The following is a 20,406-nucleotide window of genomic DNA, read 5'->3' on the forward strand; positions in this document are numbered from 1 at the left end:
CCATCGAGCGCCACCGTACGCGTCGTGGGACACCGCCGGCCGGGACTGCCGGCCCGCGCCGCGTGAGCGCCGGCGCCACCCGCCGCCGGCGCCACCCGCCGCCGGCGGCGGCTGCGCCGCCGAGGCGCCGGGGGCCGTGTGCCGCTCCGGCCGGCTCGCCCACCGGCCGCCCCCGGGAAAGGGCGGGTGGCTGGGGAAAACCCTCAGCGCGCCGAGGCACCCGCCGGGGTCGGGACCTGGGGGTGCGGTCGCGGCGCGGGCCTGGCGCCCGTCGTGCGGGCCACGGCGGCGACCACCACGGACGTGGCCACCGCCGCGAGGCCGCCGACGAGGTACACCCGGTCGAGGCCCGCCGCGAAGGAGCCCGTCGCGGCGACCCGGTCCCCGAAGATCGTGCCGAGCACCGCCACCCCAAGAGCGAAGCCCAGCTGCCGGAAGGTGTTGACCGCCCCGCTCGCCATGCCGGCCCGCTCCGGCGGCGCCGCGGCGAGCGCCGCCGAGACCAGCACCGGGATGGCGACCCCGACCCCGACGCCCGTGACGACCAGGCCCGGCACCAGCACGGTCCACGACGAGCCGGCCGAGATCGCGGTCTGCGCGAGCACCCCGACGCCGATCAGCAGCAGCCCGCCGCTGACCGCCGCCCACGGCGGGACCCGCTGGAGCAGCCGGCCGCCGGCGCCCGCGACGACGAACGCCGCGGCCGCCATCGGCACCACCGCGAGGCCCGCCCGCACCGGGCTGAGGCCCAGCGCGTCCTGGAGCCACAGCATGGTGAAGGCGTAGTGCGCGAAGGCCGCCGCCGTCAGCACCATGCCGGCCACCATCAGCGCGGCGAACGACGGCTGCCGCATCAGCCGCAGGTCGAGCAGCGGATGCGCGGACCGCCGTTCCACCCACACGAACATCGCCAGGGCGAGCGCCGCCACCGTGAAGGACAGCAGCGTCAGGCCGTCGGTCCAGCTCTCCTCGCCGCCCCGGATGAGGCCGTAGGTGAGGGTGCCGGCGGTCAGCGTGAAGGCCACCGTGCCGGGCCAGTCGACGCGGACGCCGGCCGACGCGCCGCCGCGCGACTCGGGGACGTACCGCCAGGTGAGCGCGATGGTGAGCGCGCTCACCGGCAGGTTGACGAGGAAGATCGCCGGCCAGGCGAGGTACTCCGTCAGCACCCCGCCGAGCAGGACGCCCAGCGCCGAGGCCGCGCCGCTGACGGCCCCCCAGACGCCGAACGCGACGCCGCGGTCCCGGCCCGAGTAGGCGGCGGCCAGCAGCGGCGCGTTGGTCGCGAACATGGCCGCGGCCGCGAGCCCCTGCACCGCCCGCGCCGCGATCAGCACCTCAGCTCCCGGCGCCAGCGCGCAGGCCAGCGACGAGAGGGCGAACGCGGCGAGGCCGAGCACGTAGACCCGGCGGCGGCCGAAGATGTCGCCGGCCGCGCCGGCGGCCATCAGCAGCGCGGCGAGCGCCAGCGCGTAGGCGTCCATCACCCACTGGAGGTCGGTGAGGCCCGCGTCCAGGTCCTCGGCCATCCGCGGCAGGGCCGTGACGACGATGGTGACGTCGATCAGCAGCATGAGGTTTCCGAGGCAGACCGCTGCCAGCGGCCACCACTTCTCGTTTCTCTCAGACACGCCACAAGACTGGACAGCGGGGACGCGATCCCCTAGACATCGGCGCTGGTTTGGTCTTTCCCGACATCACCTAGCCTTGTTCAGGTGGAATTCGACACGCTGGACCGTCACATCACCCAGGCGCTCCACCTCAACGGCCGGGCGCCGTTCACGCTCATCGCCGAGACGCTCGGCGTCTCCGACCAGACGGTGGCCCGCCGCTACGCACGGCTCAGGTCCGCCGGCGCCCTGCAGGTGGTCGGCATGACCTGGCCGGCGGCGTTCGGCGCGACCCACTGGGCGGTGCGGGTCGGCTGCGCGCCGAGCGCCGCGGCCGACCTGGCGGAGGCGCTGGCCAGGCGCGAGGACACCATGTGGGTGAGCCTCGTCTCCGGCGGGACGGAGATCGTGCTCAACGTCCGGGTCGGCTCCGGCGGCTCGCTGCTCGACCGGCTGCCGCACAGCCGGCACGTGACGGGGGTGACCGCGCACTGTCTCCTGCACACGTTCTTCGGCGGACCGCAGACCCTCGTCGGCAAGCTCGGCACGCTCGCCCCCGCGCAGGTCGAACGGCTGCGCACGCCCGAGCCTGGACCGCCGCCCGAGCCGGTGGCCGGCCTCACCGAGCAGGACCACCGGCTGCTCGCCACCCTGCGGAAGGACGGGCGGGCCCCGGTGCCCGAGTTGGCGGCGGCCACCGGCTGGTCGCCGGCCACCGTCCGGCGGCGGCTCGCGGAGCTGCGCGCCAACGGCACCCTCTACTTCGACCTGGAGACCGACTTCCTGCTGTTCGGCCTCGCGGCCCGGGTCTGCGTGTGGCTGACCGTCCCGCCGGCGCGGCTCGCCGAAACGGGCGCCGCCCTCGCGGCCCACCCGGAGGTGGCGTTCTGCGCGGCGATCACCGGCGAGAGCAACCTCGTCGCCTCGGTGAACTGCACCGACGCGGTCTCGCTCTACCGGTACGTGACGACCAGGGTCGCCGCCCTGCCGGCCGTGGAGCGGATGGAGATCTCGCCCTCGATGCGGGTGGTCAAGGGCATCGTGCCCCGCGGCCCCGCGTCCCGCTCGCCCCATGACTGGCGCTAGGGCACGCGTGGCCCGAGGCGCGTCGCACTCGCGGCCGTAAATCCCACGGCGACGGGGCCGAGTGCAGCACCATGCCACCATGTCCGAAATGCCACATCACGCCCAGGTCGGATACATCGTCTGGGCCGTCCTGTTCGCCGCCCTCTTCGCCTGGGAGGGCATCGGCCTGCTGCACCCCGTCGACTCCTACCCCACGCTGAGCCAGGCCATGGGCGCCGCGATGCGTCACCAGTTCGGCCGCTGGGCCCTGTTCACCGCGTGGCTGTGGTTCGGCTGGCACGCCTTCGTCCAGAACTGGCACTTCCTGCTCCGCGGCCCGGGCCCCGTGGGCTAGCCGACCGCCATGGGAGACTGGATCGCCGTCTGCTCCGTCGCGGTCATCTACGCGCTGGTGATGATCTACCTCCGGGTGGGCGTGCGGTTGCTGCGCGAGGAGCCGGACGGCCGGCCGCACCGGCGGCACCCGGAGCGGTGGGGCTGGCCGGAGTTCGCCCGCCAGCTCGCCCGCACCTTCGTCGGCGGCTGGCTGCTGCTGATGCTCGTGATCGTGGGCTACTACGGGGGCATCGCCCGGCACAACGGCACCTTCGTGTGGCAGGCGTTCACCGGCACGCTCTCGTTGATGGCCATCGCCTACCCACTGTTCCTCAGCATGAGCTGGGTGTTCTTGAAGCTGCTTTACTGGCGGTCACGACCCAGGCGGCGCGGGCGGCCGAACGGCGGCGTGGTGTCATGGGAGGGGCAGAAACACCATCCCGACCACCCGAACCGTTGAGAGCGCGAAAGAGGGCGTGAAGGTTTCATGAGCACGCACTACGACGTCGTCGTCCTGGGCGCGGGGCCCGGCGGCTACACCGCCGCGGTCCGCGCCAGCCAGCTGGGGCTGCGGACGGCCGTCATCGAGGAGAAGTACTGGGGCGGGGTGTGCCTGAACGTCGGGTGCATCCCCTCCAAGGCGCTGCTCCGCAACGCCGAGTTGGCCCACACCTTCACCCACGAGGCCAGCACCTTCGGCATCCGGGTTGAGGGCAGCGTGAGCTTCGACTACGGCGAGGCGTTCCGGCGCAGCCGAAAGGTGGCCGACGGCCGCGTCGCGGGCGTGCACTACCTGATGAAGAAGAACGGCATCACCGAGTACGACGGCCGCGGCACCTTCACCGACCCGCACACGCTCCAGGTCTCGCTCAGCGCGGGTGGCACGGAGACGGTCACCTTCGACCACTGCATCATCGCGGCCGGCGCCACCACCCGGCTGCTGCCCGGCACCAGCCTCAGCGACCGGGTCGTCACCTACGAGGAGCAGATCCTCACCGAGGAGCTGCCGGGCTCCGTCATCATCGCGGGCGCCGGCGCGATCGGCGTCGAGTTCGCGTACGTGCTGCACAACTACGGCGTCAAGGTGACGATCGTCGAGTTCCTCGACCGCATGGTGCCGCTCGAGGACGCCGACGTCTCCAAGGAACTGGCCCGTCAGTACCGGAAGTTGGGCATCGAGGTGCTCACCTCGACCCGGGTCGACGGCATCGACGACTCGGACCCGGCGGCGCCGGTCAAGGTCACGGTCACCAACGCCAAGGGCGAGCAGCAGGTCCTCCAGGCCGACAAGGTGCTCCAGGCCATCGGCTTCGCGCCCCGAGTCACCGGCTACGGCCTCGAGACCACCGGCGTCGCGCTGACCGAGCGCAACGCCATCGCGGTCGACGGGCGTTGCCGCACCAACGTGCCGCACATCTTCGCCATCGGCGACGTGACCGCCAAGCTGATGCTGGCGCACGCCGCCGAGGCCATGGGCGTGATCGCGGCCGAGACCATCGCCGACGCCGAGACGATGGAGCTCGACTACGTGATGATCCCGCGCGCCACCTACTGCCAGCCGCAGGTCGCCAGCTTCGGCTACACCGAGGCGCAGGCGCGGGAGCGCGGCTTCGACGTCAAGGTCGCCAAGTTCCCCTTCACCGCCAACGGCAAGGCGCACGGCCTCGGCCAGCCCACCGGCTTCGTCAAGGTGATCAGCGACAACACCCACGGCGAACTGCTCGGCGCCCACCTGATCGGCCCCGAGGTGACCGAGCTGCTGCCCGAGCTGACGCTGGCCCAGCAGTGGGACCTCACGGTCCACGAGGTAGCCCGCAACGTCCACGCCCACCCGACCCTGGGCGAGGCCGTCAAGGAAGCGATCCACGGCCTGGCCGGGCACATGATCAACATGTGACCCCGGATCCGAGACCGGTCCGTTGTCCGGCGGCGCCGTCCCCTGACCGGGGAACGGCGCCGCTGTCTTCAGCTCGTGCGGTGGGCAGAGCGTCAGGACGATCCTCCTCTGGGTGAGGAGCTGGCGGTGAGGCCGGTCACCGCTGCCAGGGAAGCGCCCCAACCGATGGGACGTCACCCGCCGCCAGCAGCCCGAAGAGCCGGAGAACCTCATCGCGGGCGACATCGCGCATCTCCGCTGGATCCACCGAGTCGTCGTCCGGGTTCTCCCAGACCAGCAGACCGCCGCGGAACGCGCTGAGGCACCACCCGCTCTCGTGGGTCAGCGACACGTCGGGGTGCTCGTCATCGGCCTGCGCCAGACCGTCGAGCACTCGTCGCATGCTCTCCGGGTCAGGCTCGTCGACCGTCCCGCCCATGACGTCGTACATGAAGTAACTCACGCGCCGATTAACCCACACGGTGATCCACTGGACACCGCCCGATCCGCTCGGCCGTTCCGGGCGTCACCCCTTACGAGTCGATGGCGCGACGGCAAACGGCGGCGCCTCCGCTGAGTGCTTGATGCCGCCAGCGTGGTTCACGGCCGCTGCCCAGCACGGCTCCGGCGGCTCGCTGGTTTGTTCGGGGATGTGTAATGGACGCGGGGGTGCCGGACATTGCCGGGCATGGACTCAGACGAACTAGCCGATCGGTTCGACCGGCTCGCCCGGTCGACATTGCGCCGGGTGACGGCGTACTGCCTGCGGAGAACCGACGAGACGTCGGCACACGACGCGGTGTCCGAGGTGTACGCGGTGGCGTGGCGGCGGCGCCGGCAGCTGCCGGACGACGAACACCAGGCGCTGCTGTGGCTGCTCGGCGCCGCGCGCAACGTGCTGGCCAACCAGGCGCGTTCGCAGCGGCGTTGGCAGCGGCTGCTGTACCGGGTGGCCGAACAGCCCCGCCCCGCACCGGCCTTCGACACCGGCGTGCCCGATCTCGACGCGGCGCTGGCCGAACTGTCGGAGGCCGACCGCGAGGTGCTCCGGCTCGCCTACTGGGACGACCTGTCCCACGGTGACATCGCGTCCCTGCTCGGCGTCAGCGCCGGCGCGGTCGCCACCCGGCTGCACCGGGCGCGGCAGCGGCTCAGGCCCCAGCTGGCCACACTCGACATCCCCCTGAACGACGGCGAAGGGAAACTCGCACATGCTCGGCGATGAACGACTCAAGGCGGCGCTGAAGGCCGCGGACCCGGTGCGGGACGAGCGGCTTCCGGATCCGGAGGGACCGGCCGGCCCGCACCTGCTGACCACCGCGCGGCGCCGCGCGGGACAGAGCCGGCTGCGGCGGCTCGTGGTGATCCCGACGGCCGTGGCCGTGACGGTCGGCACGGCCACGGCGGCCGTGGTGCTGGCCACCGGCGAGGGCGCGGTCGTGGACTCGACGCTGGTGCGCTGCATGGCGCCCGAGGGCGGCTATCGGCCGATCCCCGAGTCCGATCCGCTGCCCTACATGAGCACCACCTTCAACGCCGCCACCGACGATCTGGACGCGATCTGCCGGGGGCTGCTGGTCGAGCAGGAGACGTGGGAGTCGGTGGTGGCCGACACACCGCTCACTCCGTGCGTGAACGACGAGGGCCTCATCGTGGTCCGCCCGGGCACCACGGGCGTCTGCGCCGAGTACGACGAGGTGCTCTACGTCGGTGTGACGGAGGAGCAGCACCGGATCGCCGAGTTCCGGCTCGCGGTCGAGGAATCGGTCGCGTTCGGGCCGGACCAGTGCTTCCTGATGGCGGACCTGCCCGCGCTCGTCGACCGGCTCCAGGCGGAGCACGGGTTGACCGGATGGACCGTGCGGCTGTCCGACGACGTGCCGGGCACCTGCGTGGCCAACGTGCTGTTCCGGGAGTCCGAGCGGGAGATCACCGCCTGGGCGGTGGACGAGCGGACGCTCGAGGAGATACTGGACGAGGACGTTCCGGAGGGCGAGGCCGAGCCCGTGCGGTAATCCGGTCGGATACTCCCCTCGTCGTACCCGCCGGCCGGGCGGCGCGCCTACCGTGGTGCGGGTGCGGACGTTCACGTATCCCCTCGCGCTCTCGCTCGGCGTCGGGTGCCTCACCGCGGCCGACCTGGCGTCCAACGTGCCGGGGTCGCGGGAGGACGACTGGTTCAGCTGGCTGGTGTACGCCGTCTCCTTCGCCGGGCTGCTCGCGCACCGCGTCCGGCCGGGGGTCTCGGCCGCGGTCACCGGTGCCGGCTGTGTCGCCTGGACGCTGCACGGGCATCTCGGCGAGCTGCTGAACCTGCCGGCGATGGTGGCGCTCTACTTCGTGGCGCTGGGCGGGGACCGTCGCCGCACGGTGCGGGTGGCGGTCTTCGCGGCGCTGGTCGCGGGGGCCGCGGCGGTGATCTCGGGGCAGGAGGCCGGACGGCCCGTGCCGTCGCCCGTGCTGGAGATGGCGGTGCCGCTGGTGCCGCTGCTGCTCGGCGAGGTGGTGCGCGGGCGGCGCGAGCTGGCGCGCCACGCGCTGGTCGAGCGGGAGCGCGAGGCGGAGCGCAGGGTGCGCGCCGAGCGCATGCGCATCGCCCGCGAGCTGCACGACATCGTGGCGCACACCGTCTCGGCGATGACGGTGCACGCCGGGGTGGCGCTCGAGGCGCTCGACCGGCGGCCCGAGGTGGCCAGGACCGCGCTGCGGCAGGTGCGGGAGTCGGGGCGGGAGGCGGTGGCCGAGCTGCGCGCCACGGTGCGGGTGCTGCGCGAGGCGGACGCCGCCGTCCCGGTGGATCCCGCGCCCGGCCTCGACCAACTGTCGGAGCTGGTCGAGCGGTTGTCGGGCGGCGGGCTGCGCGTGACGCTGCGCCGCTCGGGGGCGGGCGGGGCGCTGCCGCCGATGGTGGGGCTCGCGGCGTACCGGATCGTTCAGGAGGCGCTGACCAACGTGGTGAAGCACTCCGCGGCGCGGCACGCGGCCGTGTCGGTCGTCGACAAGGAGGACGGCCGGCTCACGGTCGAGGTGCTCGACGAGGGGCCGAGCAGGCCGGGCGCGGCCGGGCCGCCAGGGTTCGGCCTGCTCGGCATGCGCGAGCGGGCCGCCGCGGTCGGCGGCACCCTCGACCACGGCCCGCACCCGGCCGGCGGCTTCCGGGTGCGGGCCAGCCTGCCGACCGCCGAGCGCGCCCGCGTGGCCGAGGAGGTGACGCCGTGATCCGCGTGGTGCTCGCCGACGACCAGGCCGTGGTGCGTGCCGGCTTCCGGGCGTTGCTGGATCTGACCGACGACCTGGTGGTCGTCGCGGAGGCGGCGGACGGGGCGCTCGCGGTGGAGGCGGTCCGGTCCACCCGGCCCGACGTGGTGCTGATGGACATCCGGATGCCGCGCCTCGACGGCCTCGCCGCGACCCGCAGGATCGCGGCCGACCCGGCGCTCGGCGATGTCCGGGTGCTGGTCCTGACCACCTTCGGCGCCGACGAGTACGTCTTCGAGGCGCTGCGGGTCGGCGCCGCCGGCTTCGTGCTCAAGGACATCGAGCCGGCCGAGCTACGGGACGCGATCCGCACGGTGGCCGCCGGCCAGAGCATGCTGTCGCCGGCGGTGACCCGGGGCGTGATCGAGGAGTTCGCCCGGCTGCGCACGCCGCTGGCCGAGGGCGCCGGCCGGCTCGCGCCGTTGACCGCGCGGGAGCGCGAGGTGGTGGCGCTGGTGGCCGGCGGCCTGTCCAACGACGAGATCGGCGCCCGGCTCCTGATGTCGCCGCTCACCGCCAAGACGCACGTGAGCCGCGCCATGACCAAGCTGGGAGCGCGCGACCGCGCCCAACTCGTCGTCCTCGCCTACGAGACGGGCCTGGTGCGCCCCGGCGGGCGGTGACTACCTGACGCCCTCGTCCATCAGCAGGTAGAGCAGCCCGTTGAGGGTGGCGCCGCTCACGATCTCGCCGCGGTCGATCATGCCGCGGATCTTCTCGATCGGGATCCACTCGATGCGGTCCGACTCGTTCAGCTCGGTGGGCGGTCCGATGTGGGTGGCGCCCTCGGCCCGGAAGATGTGGTGCTGGGAGTCGGTGATCCCGTTGGCCGGCTCGGCGTAGAGCAGCGGCTTCATCGGCCCCGGCCGCCAGCCCGTCTCCTCCTCGACCTCGCGCGCCGCGGCCTCGGCCGGCGCCTCGTCGGCCTCCACCAGACCCATCGGCAGCTCCCAGGCCCAGGCCTCGGTGATGAAGCGGTGGCGCCACATCATCAGCACCTCACGGCGGGAGTTCACCACCACCGCCACGGCCAGGTGCCGCAGTCGCACGACGTGGTGTTCGAAACGCTGTCCGTCCGGCAACTCGACATCGACGAGGCACACCTTGAGCCAGTGGTTCGTATAGATCTCGCGCTCGCCAAATGTCTTCCACCGCATACGGTTCCGCCCCTTCCTCGTTTTCTCACGTCGAGTATTCCAGAGCGCAACCCGCCATTTCACCAGTGGCAACCATGCCTCGAACGCGGCATTCGACCCGAGTTGACGTCAGGAACACGTTAGTAAAAAGTTAGGGTTCCGCGATTACCGGACAGTCGCAGAAAAGGGTCGCAATGTCCGCTTTAGTTTTCACCGCCGAAGACACGGAGAGGGAGGCCGGAAAAAAGCCATGGACCCGACAAAGACAATTCGCCGCTGAGATAAACCCGGACGACATGGCGGAAACGGCCGCCGTTTACGCGCGGGCGGCCGGCGAGGCGGCCGACGCCGGCGAGCTGGCCGAGGCGGCCAGCCGGGCCGCCTCGGACGCGGGCGGCCTCGACGGCGGCTCCCTGGTCGACGGCGAGGGCCGCGTCAAGGAGACCGCGGCCGGCCTCCAGGGCAACGGCGAGGACATCGACGGCGTGGTCCGCACCCTGGTCAGGGCGATGAACCAGGCCATCGACACGGCGAACGAGGTGAGCGACCTGATCTTCGCGGACGGCCAGCTGAACGACGCGTTGGAGCGGCACAACCGGGCCTCTGTGAACGAGTGGAACGGCTGGACGAGGGCGCTTCAGGGCGCAGTGGCCGGCCTCGACGGCGGCCAGGGCGACCCGCCGGCGCTCACCGTCAGCCACGGCGGGGAGAGCCTGACCGTCCTGCCGACGACGACCGGCGGCGGCCACCAGTACGCGCTGCCGCCCGAACTCGCCGGTCGGATCAGGGAGAAGCACCTGCGGAAGGCCGCCGCCGAGGCCACCACGGCGTTCGAGGAGATCGAGGACGCGATCGAGGCCTATCGCGGCCGGCTCACCGAGTACGGCGTCGAACTCCAGTCGATGGGCTACGACCTGGCAGGACCGCTCGGCCTGTGGACCACGGACGGCATGGCCGAGTACGCCGCGGAGCGGCTGGCCGAGGAGTTGGGCAAGGAGGACCCGGACGAGCGCCTGCTCGCGATGTACACCGCCGGCGTCAGCGGCATCGCCGACGCGCTCTTCGGCGACGCCAACAACCCGACCGATGCCGCCTCCCGCCGGCTCACCGGCGCCGAACGCGCCTACCTCGGCGCCTTCTACGACACCCTCGGAACCGACGCGCTGCTGAGGCTCGGCGCCCTCGACGGCTGGAGCCAGTCCAAGCTCGACCTCGCCAACGGTCTCGCCATCCTCACCAACCCCGAGCTCGGCGGCCTCGACCCGGACCGCGACCGGGACCGGCTGCCAGAGGCGGTCCTGCCGTTCGTCTACGACTACCGCGAAGGCGAGCTGTACGCCGACGGCGGCCTGGCGGGCGGCGCCTTCCAGGACGAGTTGGAGCGGTTCAACGCCTTCGGCGGGCTGATGTCCCACGCCACCGTCGCGTCCGGCGACGCCTTCAGCGAGGACCTGGCGCGCGCCGCCGTCGACATCCAACGCCGCGCCTCCCTCCAGTACGGGATGGCCACCTCCGACTTCGTGGCCAACACCGGCAGCAGCGGCCTGCTCCAGGCCGCCGCGCTCAACGGCGGCGTCTCGGCCGAGTTGCTGACCGACCAGGAGTTCCGTGAGGCGCTGCTGCTACAGCAGTGGGAGGACTCGGCGGGGGCCGCCGACCTGATCCGCGGCGGCACCACCGTGCCGGCCGGCGTCGACCGGGACAGCGCGGCCGCAGCCCCCTACCTGGAGGCCGGGCGCGAGGTGCTGCGGTTCGCGGGCGCGCACCAGGACGAGGTGCTCGGCGAGGGCCCGTCGAACATGTCGGCGCTCGGCCTCAGCGACCACACCATGCTCCAGGGCGCGCTCGCCGACGCGGCGTTGATGAACCTGGGCGACGTCGCCGGCTTCGGAACCGACACCGCGGCCTACTTCTCCGAGCGGGACCGCCACAACGTCTTCGGGCTGATGGCGCGGACCGACGAGAGCGTCAACGAGGCGTTCAAGGCCGGCGTGAACAGCGTCCAGTACCAGATGGCCTACGACCACTACGCGGGCGCCGAGGGGGCGATGGGCCCGACCAACACGTTCGAGAACATCGGCCGGCTCACCCAGCTCGTCAACTGGGGCGAGCACCACGCCATCGAGCAGGCCAGCGGCGACCAGCGGCAGACGCTGATCACCAGCCTCACCAACTCCTCGATCGGCGGCGCCCTGTGGGCCGCGAGCGTGCCGTCGGGCCCGCTGCAGGTGCCGCTCGGCCTGATGGCCGCCGGCTACTCGGCCGGCGTGCCGCTGATGCCCACCTACTCCGCGCAGGCGCCCGCCCAGCACGGCGACTACGAGCTGGACGAGGGCTTCCTCAACCAGCAGGTGACCGCCCGCATGATCACGGCCGCCGCCGTGGACGCCGCCAACGCGAACGGCGCACACCACCGGCTCCCCGAGTTCGACGAGACGCTGTACGAGCGGGCCGGCGCCGTCACCGACCAGGGGCTCAACGACCTCGGCGACCGGCTCGGCATCGTCGACGACTGGCGCACCGCGGGCGTCGAACCCGGCCGCTACGTCCCGCCCTACAACCCGAACGACCGCCGCGCCGGCGGCTGAGCCACTACTCCCGGCCTACTCCCGGCCTACTCCCGGCCTACTCCCGGCACGGTACCGGCCGACTCCCGCCGGCGGACGACGTCCCGGCCGCCGGCTCCTAGCGTCGGCGGCATGATCGAGGTATCCGAACTGACCAAGCGCTACGGCGAGCGCACCGCCGTGGACGGGCTCTCCTTCACCGTCCGACCCGGGCGCGTCACCGGCTTCCTTGGCCCGAACGGCGCCGGCAAGTCCACCACCATGCGGCTGATACTCGGCCTCGACGCGCCCACCTCGGGCGCGGTGTGGCTCGGCGGCCGGCGCTACCGGGAGCTGGCCGCGCCGCTGCGCGTGGTCGGCTCCCTGCTGGACGCCAAGGGCGTGCACGGCGGCCGTTCCGCCTACGCCCACCTGGCCGGCCTGGCCGCCAGCAACGGCATCCCGCGCCGCCGGGTGGACGAGGTGCTGACCACCGTGGGCCTCGACCCGGCCACGGCGCGCCGGCGCACCCGGGGCTTCTCACTCGGCATGGGCCAACGCCTCGGCATCGCCTCGGCGTTGCTCGGCGACCCCGAGGTGCTGCTGCTCGACGAGCCGGTCAACGGTCTGGACACCGAGGGGATCAGGTGGATCAGGGGGCTGATGCGCTCGCTGGCCGCCGAGGGCCGGACGGTCCTGCTCTCCAGCCACCTGATGAGCGAGATGGAGCTGACCGCCGACCACCTCATCGTGATCGGCCGCGGACGGCTGCTCGCCGACACCGGGATGCGGGAGTTCATCGAGTCCAACTCCCGTGTCAGGACGCTGGTTCGGACGCCGGAGGCGGAGCGGATGAGGGACGTGCTGGCCGCCGCGGGCGCGACGGTGCGGCTCGACGCGCGCGGCGGCTGGCTGGTCGAGGGCCTGGACGCGGCGACGATCGGCGAACTGGCCCGCGAGCATCGGCTGGCGCTGCACGAACTAGCCCCGCGTCACTCGTCGTTGGAGGACATCTACTCCGCGATGGCCGCGCCGGCCGCCGAGTACCGCGCGGAGGTGGCCAGGTGACCGCGACGACGTCCACGGCGTCGCCGGCCGTGACGGTGTTCCGGCGGGCGCTCGCGGCCGAGTGGATCAAGTACCGCAGCGTGCGCTCCCTGGTGTGGACCACGGCGGCGACCGCCGTGTTGCCGGTGCCGGGCGCGGCGATCGTCGCCGCCACGGGCAGCCTCCAACCGGACGACACGGTGCTCGGCGGCAGCCTCTCCTTCAGCGTGCCCGCGATGATGCTGGCCGCCGTGCTGGGGGCGCTGGTGGTGTGCGGCGAGTACGGCAGCGGCACGATGCGCGCCACCCTGACCGCGGTGCCGCGCCGCGGCACGGTGCTGGCCGCCAAGGGCACCCTGGTCGCCGCGCTGCTGTACGCGCTGGCGCTGCCGGCCACGACGGCGGCGTACCTGGTCGGCGACGCGATGCTGGGCGCCGAGTACGCGCAGGGCGAGCCGATGCCGGCGCTGCTCGGCGTGGCCGCGGCGTTCTCGGTCGCCGGCCTGCTCGGACTCGCGGTGGGCACCCTGCTGCGCCACGCGGCCGGCGCGATCACCGCGGTGCTCGCCCTGCTGCTGCTCCCGTCCCTGCTCGGCCCGCTCCTCGGCGACGCGGAGCGCTGGGTGGCGGGCGTCTCGCCGACGGCGGCGCTGGAGAAGCTGATCCAGACCTCGGACGCCACGGCCGAGGCCGTCGGATCCCTCCCGGCCTGGCCCTCGCTGCTCCTGGTCACGGGCTACACCACCCTGGCCCTGCTCGCCGCCACCACCCTGCTCCACCGCCGCGACGTGTGACGCGACCGGGGCGAGGGCGGCCTGGGGCGCCCGTCTCTGCTTGCCGAGCGAACGGCTCCGCAGGACAGTGGGAGAACGACCGGCCTGGCCGCCAGCAGAACCGTCCAGAATTCAACAACCATCTCCCGTCCGGAGGTGCTCCATGGACGTCCTCGTCCTCATCGGCCGGATTCTCTTCGTCGCCACGTTCCTGAACTCGGCGTTCGGCCATCTCACCCAGAGCAGGGCCATGGCCGGCTACGCGGGCGCCAAGGGCGTGCCGGCGCCGCAACTGGCGGTGCTCGGCTCCGGCGTCCTGCTGCTGCTCGGCTCGATCAGCGTGCTGTTCGGCATCTGGGCCGACCTCGGCGCGCTCCTGTTGCTGGTCTTCCTGGTGCCGACGGCGCTGCTGATGCACGCCTTCTGGAAGGAGCGCGACCCGGCCGCTCGCCAGAACGAGATGATCCACTTCTTCAAGGACGTCGCCCTGGCCGGCGCCGCGCTGACGCTGCTCGGCCTCTTCTCGATCGCCGGCCACCGGCTCGGCCTCACCCTCACGGGCCCCGCCTTCTGATCCGGGCCGCTTGTCCGGGTCCGCTTGTCCGGGTCCGCTTGTCCGGGTCCGCTTGTCCGGGTCCGCTTGTCCGGGTCCGCGGATTCGATCGGTCCGGGAACCACCGGCCCCCCTCCTCCGTTCATCATCCGACGTTCCATATCCCGACGAACAGGACGAACAAGCCCGCCGGAGCGGCGGAGGGGGGTGCCAGGTGAATCTGCTCGACGTCGTGCTGCTGCTCGGCGCCGTCCTGGCCGCCCTCTCCGGGTACCAGCGCGGCCTGATCGCCGGCGTGATCTCGCTGGCCGGCTTCGTGGGCGGCGCCGTCCTCGGCGTGTGGCTGCTGCCCTTCGTCGTGGACGCGGTCGAGCCGGGCTCGGCCGCCGCCACCCTGGTGGCACTGCTCGTGGTGCTGGTCCCGGCCGCGATCGGCCAGGCGCTGGCCTGGCCGCTGGCCATGCGGCTGCGCGACCGGCTGCACTGGGCGCCGGTGCGCTGGCTGGACGGTGTCGGCGGCGCCGCGTTCAACGCGGTGGCGCTGCTGCTCGTCGCCTGGATCGTGGCCAGCGCCCTGATACCCACGCCCTCCCCCGGGCTCAACCGCGCGGTCCAGGAGTCGCGGGTGCTCGGCGGCGTCCAGGACCGGATGCCGGCCCAGGCGCCCACCTGGTTCAGCCGGGCCACGGGCGCCCTGACGGACGCCGGCTTCCCGCAGGTCTTCAACCCGTTCGAGAACGCGCCGACGGCCGAGGTGCCCGCGCCCTCCGGGGACAACGTCACGCAGGCCGCCGTGGCCGCCGCGCAGAACAGCACGGTCAAGATCGCCGCCTCCTCGGGACTCACCGGCCAGGAGGGCAGCGGCTGGGTCTTCGCCGACCGGCGGGTGCTGACCAACGCGCACGTGGTGGACGGCGCCAGCGCCGTCTCCGTGCAGATAGGCGGGGTCGGCGAGCACCTGCCGGCCACCGTGGTGCTCTCCGACCCGGACGTGGACGTGGCCGTGCTCGACGTGCCGGGCCTCACCGCGCCCACGCTCGCCCTCGCCGACGACGCCGGCACGGGCGACCCCGCGGTCGTCGCCGGCTACCCGGAGAACGGCGGGCTCGACGTGCGCGCGGCCACCGTGGCCGGCCGGACCAACGCCCAGGGCCAGGACATCCACGGCGACAGCGTCGTCGTCCGCGACATCTACACCATCCGCGGCCTCGTCCGCCCGGGGAACTCGGGCGGCCCGCTGCTCACCACGGACGGCCAGGTCTTCGGGATGGTGTTCGCACGCTCGGTCACCGACCAGGAAACCGGCTATGTGCTGACCGCCGACCAGATACGCCCCTACCTCCAGGCCGGGGCCTGACGGAGAGGCCCGCCGGGGCAACCTCACGCCCACCTCGTCGGTCTGAAGGGCTGACTGTCCGTGGGGTGAACCTCGGGTGATCCCGAGTGAAGCGGGTGAACGCGCTCGCGGCCACCGCCACGGTCCGCCCGACCGAGAGGCCGCTCGTTGCGTACGTCGCCGCGTCACCGCGCCCGCGCCACCCTCGTCCTCGCCGTCGCCACCGTCGCCACCGCGGCCGGCGTCGTCCCGCTGACCGCCACCCCGGCCGGCGCCGCGCCGCCCGGCGTGCGGGACGACTTCGACGGGGACGGCTACCGGGACCTGGCGATCGCCGCGCCGCACGCCCCGGTCGACGGCCAGGAGTATGCCGGCGCCGTGGTCGTGGTGCCCGGCTCGGCCGGCGCGCCCAGGGCCGCCGCGACCACCCTGACCAGCCAGAGCGGCCCTGGCGTGCCCGGCGCCTCCGAGGAGGGCGACGCCTGGGGCGCGGCGCTCGCCGCCGGCGACTTCGACGGCGACGGCCGCGCCGACCTCGCGGTCGGCGCCCCCGGCGAGGACACCGCGCAGGGGGTGGACGTCGGCGCGGTGACCGTGCTGTGGGGCGGCGCGAGCGGGCTCGGTGGCGGCACCGCGCTGGCCACCCCCGCGTCCCCGGGGCTCACCGGTTTCGGCGGCAGCCTGGCCGCCGGGGACTTCGACGGCGACGGCGTCGACGACCTCGCGGTCGGCCAGCAGGGCACCAACGACGTCTGGATTCACCGCGGCGGCAGCGGCTTCTCGGCCGCCCCCGCCGGCTTCGCGGCCACCGCGCTCACCGACAGCCTCGCCGGCGTCGCGACCCTGGCCGCCGGCGACATCAACGGGGACGGCACCGACGACCTGGTGGTCGGCGGCGACAACCTCACCGCCCGGGACTACTTCCGCAACGCCGTCTACCTCTCCCCCGGCTCCGCCGCCCGCCGCACCTACGCCGGCCTCGCGGGACACGGCACCTCGGCCGCCGTCGGCGACATCGACGGCGACGGCCGCGCCGACGTCGTCACCGGCCATCCACGCGAGCCCGACGGCGTGTTCCAGGGCACCTCGCGCGGCGGCAACGTCACGGTGACCTACGGCGCGGCCGGCGGCCTCGCCACCTCCCGCGCGCCGGTGGTCATCCACCAGAACACCGCGGGCGTGCCGGGTGCCGCCGAGCCGGAGGACCAGTTCGGCGCCTCGGTGGCGCTCGGGGACATCGACGGCGACGGCCACGCGGACCTCGTGGTCGGCGCCGACCAGGAGAACATCGGCACGGCGACCTTCGCCGGCGCCGTCACCGTCTTCCACGGCTCGGCGGCCGGGCTCGACACCACCACTTCCTACCCCCTGCACCAGAACACGGCGGACGTGCCGGGCGGCGCCGAGCCCAACGACCGGCTCGGCAACGCCGTCTCGCTGACCGACCGGAACCGCGACGGCCGCGCCGACCTGGCCATCGGCGTGCCAGGCGAGGACGAGGGCGCCGGCGGCTTCATGTGGCTGCCCGCCACCGCGACCGGCATCACCGCCACCGGCTCCATCGGCATCGGCGCCACCGCCACCGGCCTGGCCACCACCGCCCAGTACCCACCCGAGCTGGGTACGGCCTTCTCCGGCTGACCGGCGGCACGACCCGCCGGACCATGCCATGGCCTGCCGGCAGGCGGGCCCGCCCGATCACCCCCGCCGACGACCATGGCCGCCGCCAGCCGGCAGACCACCCGCACCGACCGACCAACAGGCAAGCTCACCCGACCACCCCTGGCCAAGCCCGGCCGACAGGCCAACCGGCAGACGGGCCCGCCCGATCCCCTCACGACCATGGCCGGCCCCGGCCGGCAGGCCACTCGGCGGGCGTGTCGAGGAGCGCCCGCACGGCGGCCGGGTCCCAGTGGCCGCGCGCGCCCGGGCGGGTGGCCAGGTAGTGCGCGGCGCGCGCCGGCGACCAGCCGCGCCCCTCGACCAGACCGTCCCCGAGCTGCCGCAGGTAACCCGCCGAGGGCGCCAGCCACGGCACGTCCCCGCTGTCCCAGGGCGCGGTGAACGTCAGCACCGGCAGCCCGGCGAGTTCCCCGGCGCACACCAGCGTCTCGTACCGCCCGGGCCCGAGCCGCGCGCTGCCGCCCGGCCGCAGCAGCCCGTCGCCCAGGGCCAGGTCACGGCCCGGCGCCCGGCCCATCTCCTGCGCCGCGATGTCCGAGAACTGACCGAGCGTCAGCAGGTGGGCCCTGGCCGGCGTCTCCTCCTCCGCCACGCCAGGGTCGTAGAACGCGCGCCCGCCGCCCCACACCGGCGAGCGGGTGGCGAAGTACAGCAGCCCTGGCAGCGTCACCGGCACCGACCGCTCCGGCGGGCGGGGGTCGCGGCAGCCGGGATGCGCCCGCGCCGCGCCCGGCGCGACGCCGCCTCGCAGATAACGGGCGAGCCTCGCCAACGACATGTTCGAGCCATAGGCCGCATACCAGACGCGGTCCGGCGCGCCCTGGCCACGGCCCGGTGATGTCTCGGCGAACTCTTCCCCGTCGACCGCCGCAGCCCCTGCCAATTCCCGCCGCCTCCCTCGATACTCGCCGCGACACCGTCTCGGGAGGAATCGTGACGCACCTCAGCCGCCGCCAGGCCATCGGCACGGCGGGCACGCTGACCCTGACCGCCGCCACGCTCACCACCGGCCTCGCCGCCACCCCCGCCGCGGCCCAGCACCGGCCGCGGCACCGGCCGGGCACCGGCCCGGCGCCCCTGCGCCGCGCCCACGCGCACAACGACTACGAGCACGAGCGCCCGCTGCTCGACGCGCTCGACCACGGCTTCACCAGCGTGGAGGCCGACATCTGGCTGGTGGACGGCCAGTTGCTGGTCGCCCACGACGCCGTCGACCTCGACCCGGCCCGCACCCTGGAGGCGCTCTACCTCGACCCGCTGCTGGCAAGGGTGCGGGCCAACGGCGGGTCCGTCCACGCCGGGCACCGCGTCCCGCTGCAGCTGCTGATCGACATCAAGACCGCGGGCGACCCCACCTACCGCGAACTCTCCCGCCGGCTCCGCCCGTACCACTCGATCCTCAGCTCGGCCACCGCCACCCGCGTCCACACCCGCGCCGTCACGGCGGTGATCTCGGGCGACCGCGCCTCCCGGCTGCCGATGACCGAGGAGCGCACGCGCCACGCCTTCTACGACGGCCGCCTCGACGACCTCGGCACCGCCGCGCCCGCCTCGTTCATCCCCCTGATCAGCTCCAACTGGAACAGCAGCTTCCGCTGGCTGGGCGAGGGTCCGATACCACCGGCCGAACGGCGCCTGCTCCGCGACATCGTGGGCCGCGCCCACGCCGCCCGGCAGCGGGTGCGCTTCTGGGCCACCCCGGACACCCCCGGGCCGGCCAGGGACGCGATCTGGAGCGAACTGGTGGCCGCGGACGTCGACCACCTCAACACCGACGACCTCGCCGGGCTCGAGTCCTTCCTCCGCTCAGGCGCGGACCGGTAGGTCGTCGATCCAGGTGTAACGGGTGTCCCCGCCCTGGGTGGTCCGCAGCTCGTAGAGGCCGGCGGAGGTCGCCTCGGCGCCCTCCTGCCGGGCGGCCAGCATCAGGGGCAGCAGCGCCTGCCCGGTGATCACGAGGTCGACGGTGCGCCCGTGCCGGGGACCGCCCTCGAACCGGACGCTGATGACATGGGGCTTGGCCATGATCCCCAACCTAGCCCGGCCCCACGTAAGACCGTCGTCAAGCGGACGCCACCCAACCGGCACTCGCCCCTGAATTCGGGCGGGAGTACCCCGCCTACCCCACTCGTTCGAGTGATGGCCGGCGAAAGGTTACCCCGCCCCCTGGCGTCCCCTCAGACCGTGCCGGCGGGCTCGCCGGTCGTGGTCGAGGTGTCGATCAGCGCGAAACTGGCGCCCTGCGGGTCGGTGACCGCGGCGAACCGTCCGTAGGGGCTGTCCATCGGCCCCCGGACCAGCCGCCCGCCGAGGCGTTGAAGGTTTGCCACCGCCTGGTCGCAGTCGGCCACCGAGAAGTACACCTCGACGTGCGGGGCGAGTTCGGCCGGCGCGTCGGCGGGGATCCGGTAGCGGCCGGTGCGCGGCTCGCCGTGGATCATCCACACCGCGTAGTCCATCTCGGCAGTGCTCTCCAGCAACTTGGCGTCGATCGGGAAGACGGTGGTGAAGAACTCGTCCGTCCTGGCCGCGTCCCTGGTGTGCACCTCGGCCCAGCAGAAGGCACCCGGCTCGTCGCGCTTGCCGAAGCCGTGGTGGGTACCCTCCTGCCACACGCCGAACCGCACCCCCGCGGGGTCGCGCGCCATCAGCATGCTGCCGAACGGGGCCACCTCCATCGGGCCCATGAGCGTCTCGCCGCCGTGGTCCCTGATCCGCCCCGCCGTCGCCGAGACGTCAGGCGTGTCGAAGTAGACGGTCCAGGCCGGCGGCACGTCGTTCTGCCCCGGCATCTGGGGGGCCAGCGCGGCGGCGGGCTCGCCGTCCGAGTACGCCTGGGTGTACCCGCCGTACTCCTGGGGGCCGGTCTCGAAGGTCCAGCCGAAGAGCTCGCCGTAGAACCGTTTGCCGGCCTCCATGTCGGGCAGCGTGACGTCGGCCCAGCAGGGCGCGCCCTCGGGGTAGGCAGTCATGTCCCTCGTTCCCCTCTCCCCCCGCTCCTTGTCGCTCCTGTCACTCACACCCCTACAACCACGCTAGTCAGCGGTGGGGCGATCGGCACGGCGAGCGGACCGCCCGCCCACGACCTGCGAGAACGAGGCGAGCCCCGCGGACCTCGTAGACGACGGCCCCTTCACCGCCTGAGCGGGCAGTGCGGCGCGCAGATCCACAGCACGAAGCTGTGCCC

The 20,406-nt window shown here is 73.5% G+C and carries 21 protein-coding genes; 15 read left to right on the top strand and 6 right to left on the bottom strand.

The annotated features are described in order from the left end of the window. Window positions 1-203: 203 nt before the first annotated feature. Window positions 204-1,631: an MFS transporter gene (locus E1265_RS16260; RefSeq protein WP_279571435.1), complete on the bottom strand. Its 1,428-nt coding sequence runs from the start codon at window positions 1,629-1,631 to the stop codon at window positions 204-206. 84 nt (window positions 1,632-1,715) lie between these two features. On the opposite strand from E1265_RS16260, the gene E1265_RS16265 reads away from it, so the two are divergent. The 4 genes from E1265_RS16265 to lpdA all read left to right on the top strand — a co-directional run bounded on the left by E1265_RS16265 (window position 1,716) and on the right by lpdA (window position 4,908). Then, window positions 1,716-2,696 carry an AsnC family transcriptional regulator gene (locus E1265_RS16265; RefSeq protein WP_243740838.1) on the top strand — a complete coding sequence of 327 codons (981 nt, stop codon included), beginning with the start codon at window positions 1,716-1,718 and terminating at the stop codon, window positions 2,694-2,696. Window positions 2,697-2,775: 79 nt separating this feature from the next. Continuing rightward, window positions 2,776-3,030 (top strand): DUF6186 family protein, encoded by a 255-nt coding sequence (locus tag E1265_RS16270; RefSeq protein WP_132931029.1) that lies wholly within the window; start codon window positions 2,776-2,778, stop codon window positions 3,028-3,030. Window positions 3,031-3,039: 9 nt separating this feature from the next. Then, a complete protein-coding gene (locus tag E1265_RS16275; RefSeq protein WP_132931030.1) occupies window positions 3,040-3,471 on the top strand; it encodes a DUF6256 family protein in 432 nt (143 codons plus the stop codon). 27 nt (window positions 3,472-3,498) lie between these two features. Beyond that, a complete protein-coding gene (gene lpdA, locus E1265_RS16280) occupies window positions 3,499-4,908 on the top strand; it encodes a dihydrolipoyl dehydrogenase (RefSeq protein ID WP_132931031.1) in 1,410 nt (469 codons plus the stop codon). 136 nt (window positions 4,909-5,044) lie between these two features. On the opposite strand, the gene E1265_RS16285 is transcribed toward lpdA, so the two are convergent. Further along, window positions 5,045-5,350, bottom strand: a complete 306-nt coding sequence (locus E1265_RS16285) for a hypothetical protein (RefSeq protein ID WP_243740839.1) — start codon at window positions 5,348-5,350, stop codon at window positions 5,045-5,047. A 225-nt stretch (window positions 5,351-5,575) separates the two neighbouring features. On the opposite strand from E1265_RS16285, the gene E1265_RS16290 reads away from it, so the two are divergent. The 4 genes from E1265_RS16290 (at window position 5,576) to E1265_RS16305 (ending at window position 8,768) form a co-directional block, all read left to right on the top strand. After that, window positions 5,576-6,112, top strand: coding sequence for a sigma-70 family RNA polymerase sigma factor (locus E1265_RS16290; RefSeq protein WP_132931032.1), 537 nt, complete (start codon window positions 5,576-5,578; stop codon window positions 6,110-6,112). Further along, on the top strand, window positions 6,099-6,902 hold the full coding sequence (locus tag E1265_RS16295) for a hypothetical protein (RefSeq protein ID WP_132931033.1): 804 nt from the start codon (window positions 6,099-6,101) through the stop codon (window positions 6,900-6,902). The genes E1265_RS16290 and E1265_RS16295 overlap by 14 nt, the downstream gene beginning before the upstream one ends. 61 nt (window positions 6,903-6,963) lie before the next feature. Further along, complete coding sequence (locus E1265_RS16300) at window positions 6,964-8,106, top strand: sensor histidine kinase (protein ID WP_243740840.1); 1,143 nt, start codon at window positions 6,964-6,966, stop codon at window positions 8,104-8,106. Next, a complete protein-coding gene (locus E1265_RS16305; protein ID WP_132931035.1) occupies window positions 8,103-8,768 on the top strand; it encodes a response regulator transcription factor in 666 nt (221 codons plus the stop codon). Before E1265_RS16300 ends, E1265_RS16305 begins: the two co-directional genes overlap by 4 nt. On the opposite strand, the gene E1265_RS16310 is transcribed toward E1265_RS16305, so the two are convergent. Then, on the bottom strand, window positions 8,769-9,302 hold the full coding sequence (locus E1265_RS16310; RefSeq protein ID WP_132931036.1) for an NUDIX domain-containing protein: 534 nt from the start codon (window positions 9,300-9,302) through the stop codon (window positions 8,769-8,771). A 275-nt stretch (window positions 9,303-9,577) separates the two neighbouring features. On the opposite strand from E1265_RS16310, the gene E1265_RS37040 reads away from it, so the two are divergent. From E1265_RS37040 to E1265_RS16340, 6 genes are all read left to right on the top strand, one after another. Beyond that, window positions 9,578-11,869, top strand: coding sequence for a hypothetical protein (locus E1265_RS37040; protein WP_165953767.1), 2,292 nt, complete (start codon window positions 9,578-9,580; stop codon window positions 11,867-11,869). Between the two features lie 111 nt (window positions 11,870-11,980). Beyond that, window positions 11,981-12,895, top strand: a complete 915-nt coding sequence (locus E1265_RS16320) for an ATP-binding cassette domain-containing protein (protein ID WP_132931037.1) — start codon at window positions 11,981-11,983, stop codon at window positions 12,893-12,895. Continuing rightward, window positions 12,892-13,668 (top strand): ABC transporter permease subunit, encoded by a 777-nt coding sequence (locus tag E1265_RS16325; RefSeq protein WP_132931038.1) that lies wholly within the window; start codon window positions 12,892-12,894, stop codon window positions 13,666-13,668. Before E1265_RS16320 ends, E1265_RS16325 begins: the two co-directional genes overlap by 4 nt. A 142-nt stretch (window positions 13,669-13,810) precedes the next feature. Then, window positions 13,811-14,221 carry a DoxX family membrane protein gene (locus E1265_RS16330; RefSeq protein WP_132931039.1) on the top strand — a complete coding sequence of 137 codons (411 nt, stop codon included), beginning with the start codon at window positions 13,811-13,813 and terminating at the stop codon, window positions 14,219-14,221. A gap of 193 nt (window positions 14,222-14,414) precedes the next feature. Next, entirely contained in the window at window positions 14,415-15,557 is a 1,143-nt protein-coding gene (locus E1265_RS16335; RefSeq protein ID WP_132931040.1) for a MarP family serine protease, read from the top strand. Window positions 15,558-15,704: 147 nt separating this feature from the next. Further along, window positions 15,705-17,177 carry an FG-GAP-like repeat-containing protein gene (locus E1265_RS16340; RefSeq protein WP_132931041.1) on the top strand — a complete coding sequence of 491 codons (1,473 nt, stop codon included), beginning with the start codon at window positions 15,705-15,707 and terminating at the stop codon, window positions 17,175-17,177. Window positions 17,178-17,370: 193 nt separating this feature from the next. On the opposite strand, the gene E1265_RS16345 is transcribed toward E1265_RS16340, so the two are convergent. Then, a complete protein-coding gene (locus E1265_RS16345; protein WP_132931042.1) occupies window positions 17,371-17,997 on the bottom strand; it encodes a histone deacetylase in 627 nt (208 codons plus the stop codon). A 155-nt stretch (window positions 17,998-18,152) separates the two neighbouring features. Between E1265_RS16345 and E1265_RS16350 the strand changes: the two genes are divergently transcribed. Next, complete coding sequence (locus E1265_RS16350; protein ID WP_243740841.1) at window positions 18,153-19,043, top strand: phosphatidylinositol-specific phospholipase C/glycerophosphodiester phosphodiesterase family protein; 891 nt, start codon at window positions 18,153-18,155, stop codon at window positions 19,041-19,043. On the opposite strand, the gene E1265_RS16355 is transcribed toward E1265_RS16350, so the two are convergent. Beyond that, window positions 19,026-19,244 carry a hypothetical protein gene (locus E1265_RS16355; RefSeq protein WP_132931044.1) on the bottom strand — a complete coding sequence of 73 codons (219 nt, stop codon included), beginning with the start codon at window positions 19,242-19,244 and terminating at the stop codon, window positions 19,026-19,028. The two genes, E1265_RS16350 and E1265_RS16355, sit on opposite strands and share 18 nt — an antisense overlap. 152 nt (window positions 19,245-19,396) lie before the next feature. After that, window positions 19,397-20,191, bottom strand: coding sequence for a VOC family protein (locus E1265_RS16360; RefSeq protein ID WP_132931045.1), 795 nt, complete (start codon window positions 20,189-20,191; stop codon window positions 19,397-19,399). Between the last annotated feature and the right edge of the window lie 215 nt (window positions 20,192-20,406).

Source organism: Streptomyces sp. 8K308, assembly GCF_004348315.1.
Lineage (GTDB): Bacteria > Actinomycetota > Actinomycetes > Streptomycetales > Streptomycetaceae > Streptomyces.

Coding starts and splice junctions, on each gene's coding strand:
- E1265_RS37040 (WP_165953767.1), top strand. CDS start 9,578: ATGGCGGAAACGGCCGCCGTTTACGCGCGGGCGGCCGGCGAGGCGGCC.
- E1265_RS16310 (WP_132931036.1), bottom strand. CDS start 9,302: ATGCGGTGGAAGACATTTGGCGAGCGCGAGATCTATACGAACCACTGG.
- E1265_RS16295 (WP_132931033.1), top strand. CDS start 6,099: ATGCTCGGCGATGAACGACTCAAGGCGGCGCTGAAGGCCGCGGACCCG.
- E1265_RS16355 (WP_132931044.1), bottom strand. CDS start 19,244: ATGGCCAAGCCCCATGTCATCAGCGTCCGGTTCGAGGGCGGTCCCCGG.
- lpdA (WP_132931031.1), top strand. CDS start 3,499: ATGAGCACGCACTACGACGTCGTCGTCCTGGGCGCGGGGCCCGGCGGC.
- E1265_RS16345 (WP_132931042.1), bottom strand. CDS start 17,997: ATGTCGTTGGCGAGGCTCGCCCGTTATCTGCGAGGCGGCGTCGCGCCG.
- E1265_RS16275 (WP_132931030.1), top strand. CDS start 3,040: ATGGGAGACTGGATCGCCGTCTGCTCCGTCGCGGTCATCTACGCGCTG.
- E1265_RS16330 (WP_132931039.1), top strand. CDS start 13,811: ATGGACGTCCTCGTCCTCATCGGCCGGATTCTCTTCGTCGCCACGTTC.
- E1265_RS16290 (WP_132931032.1), top strand. CDS start 5,576: ATGGACTCAGACGAACTAGCCGATCGGTTCGACCGGCTCGCCCGGTCG.
- E1265_RS16320 (WP_132931037.1), top strand. CDS start 11,981: ATGATCGAGGTATCCGAACTGACCAAGCGCTACGGCGAGCGCACCGCC.
- E1265_RS16270 (WP_132931029.1), top strand. CDS start 2,776: ATGTCCGAAATGCCACATCACGCCCAGGTCGGATACATCGTCTGGGCC.
- E1265_RS16360 (WP_132931045.1), bottom strand. CDS start 20,191: ATGACTGCCTACCCCGAGGGCGCGCCCTGCTGGGCCGACGTCACGCTG.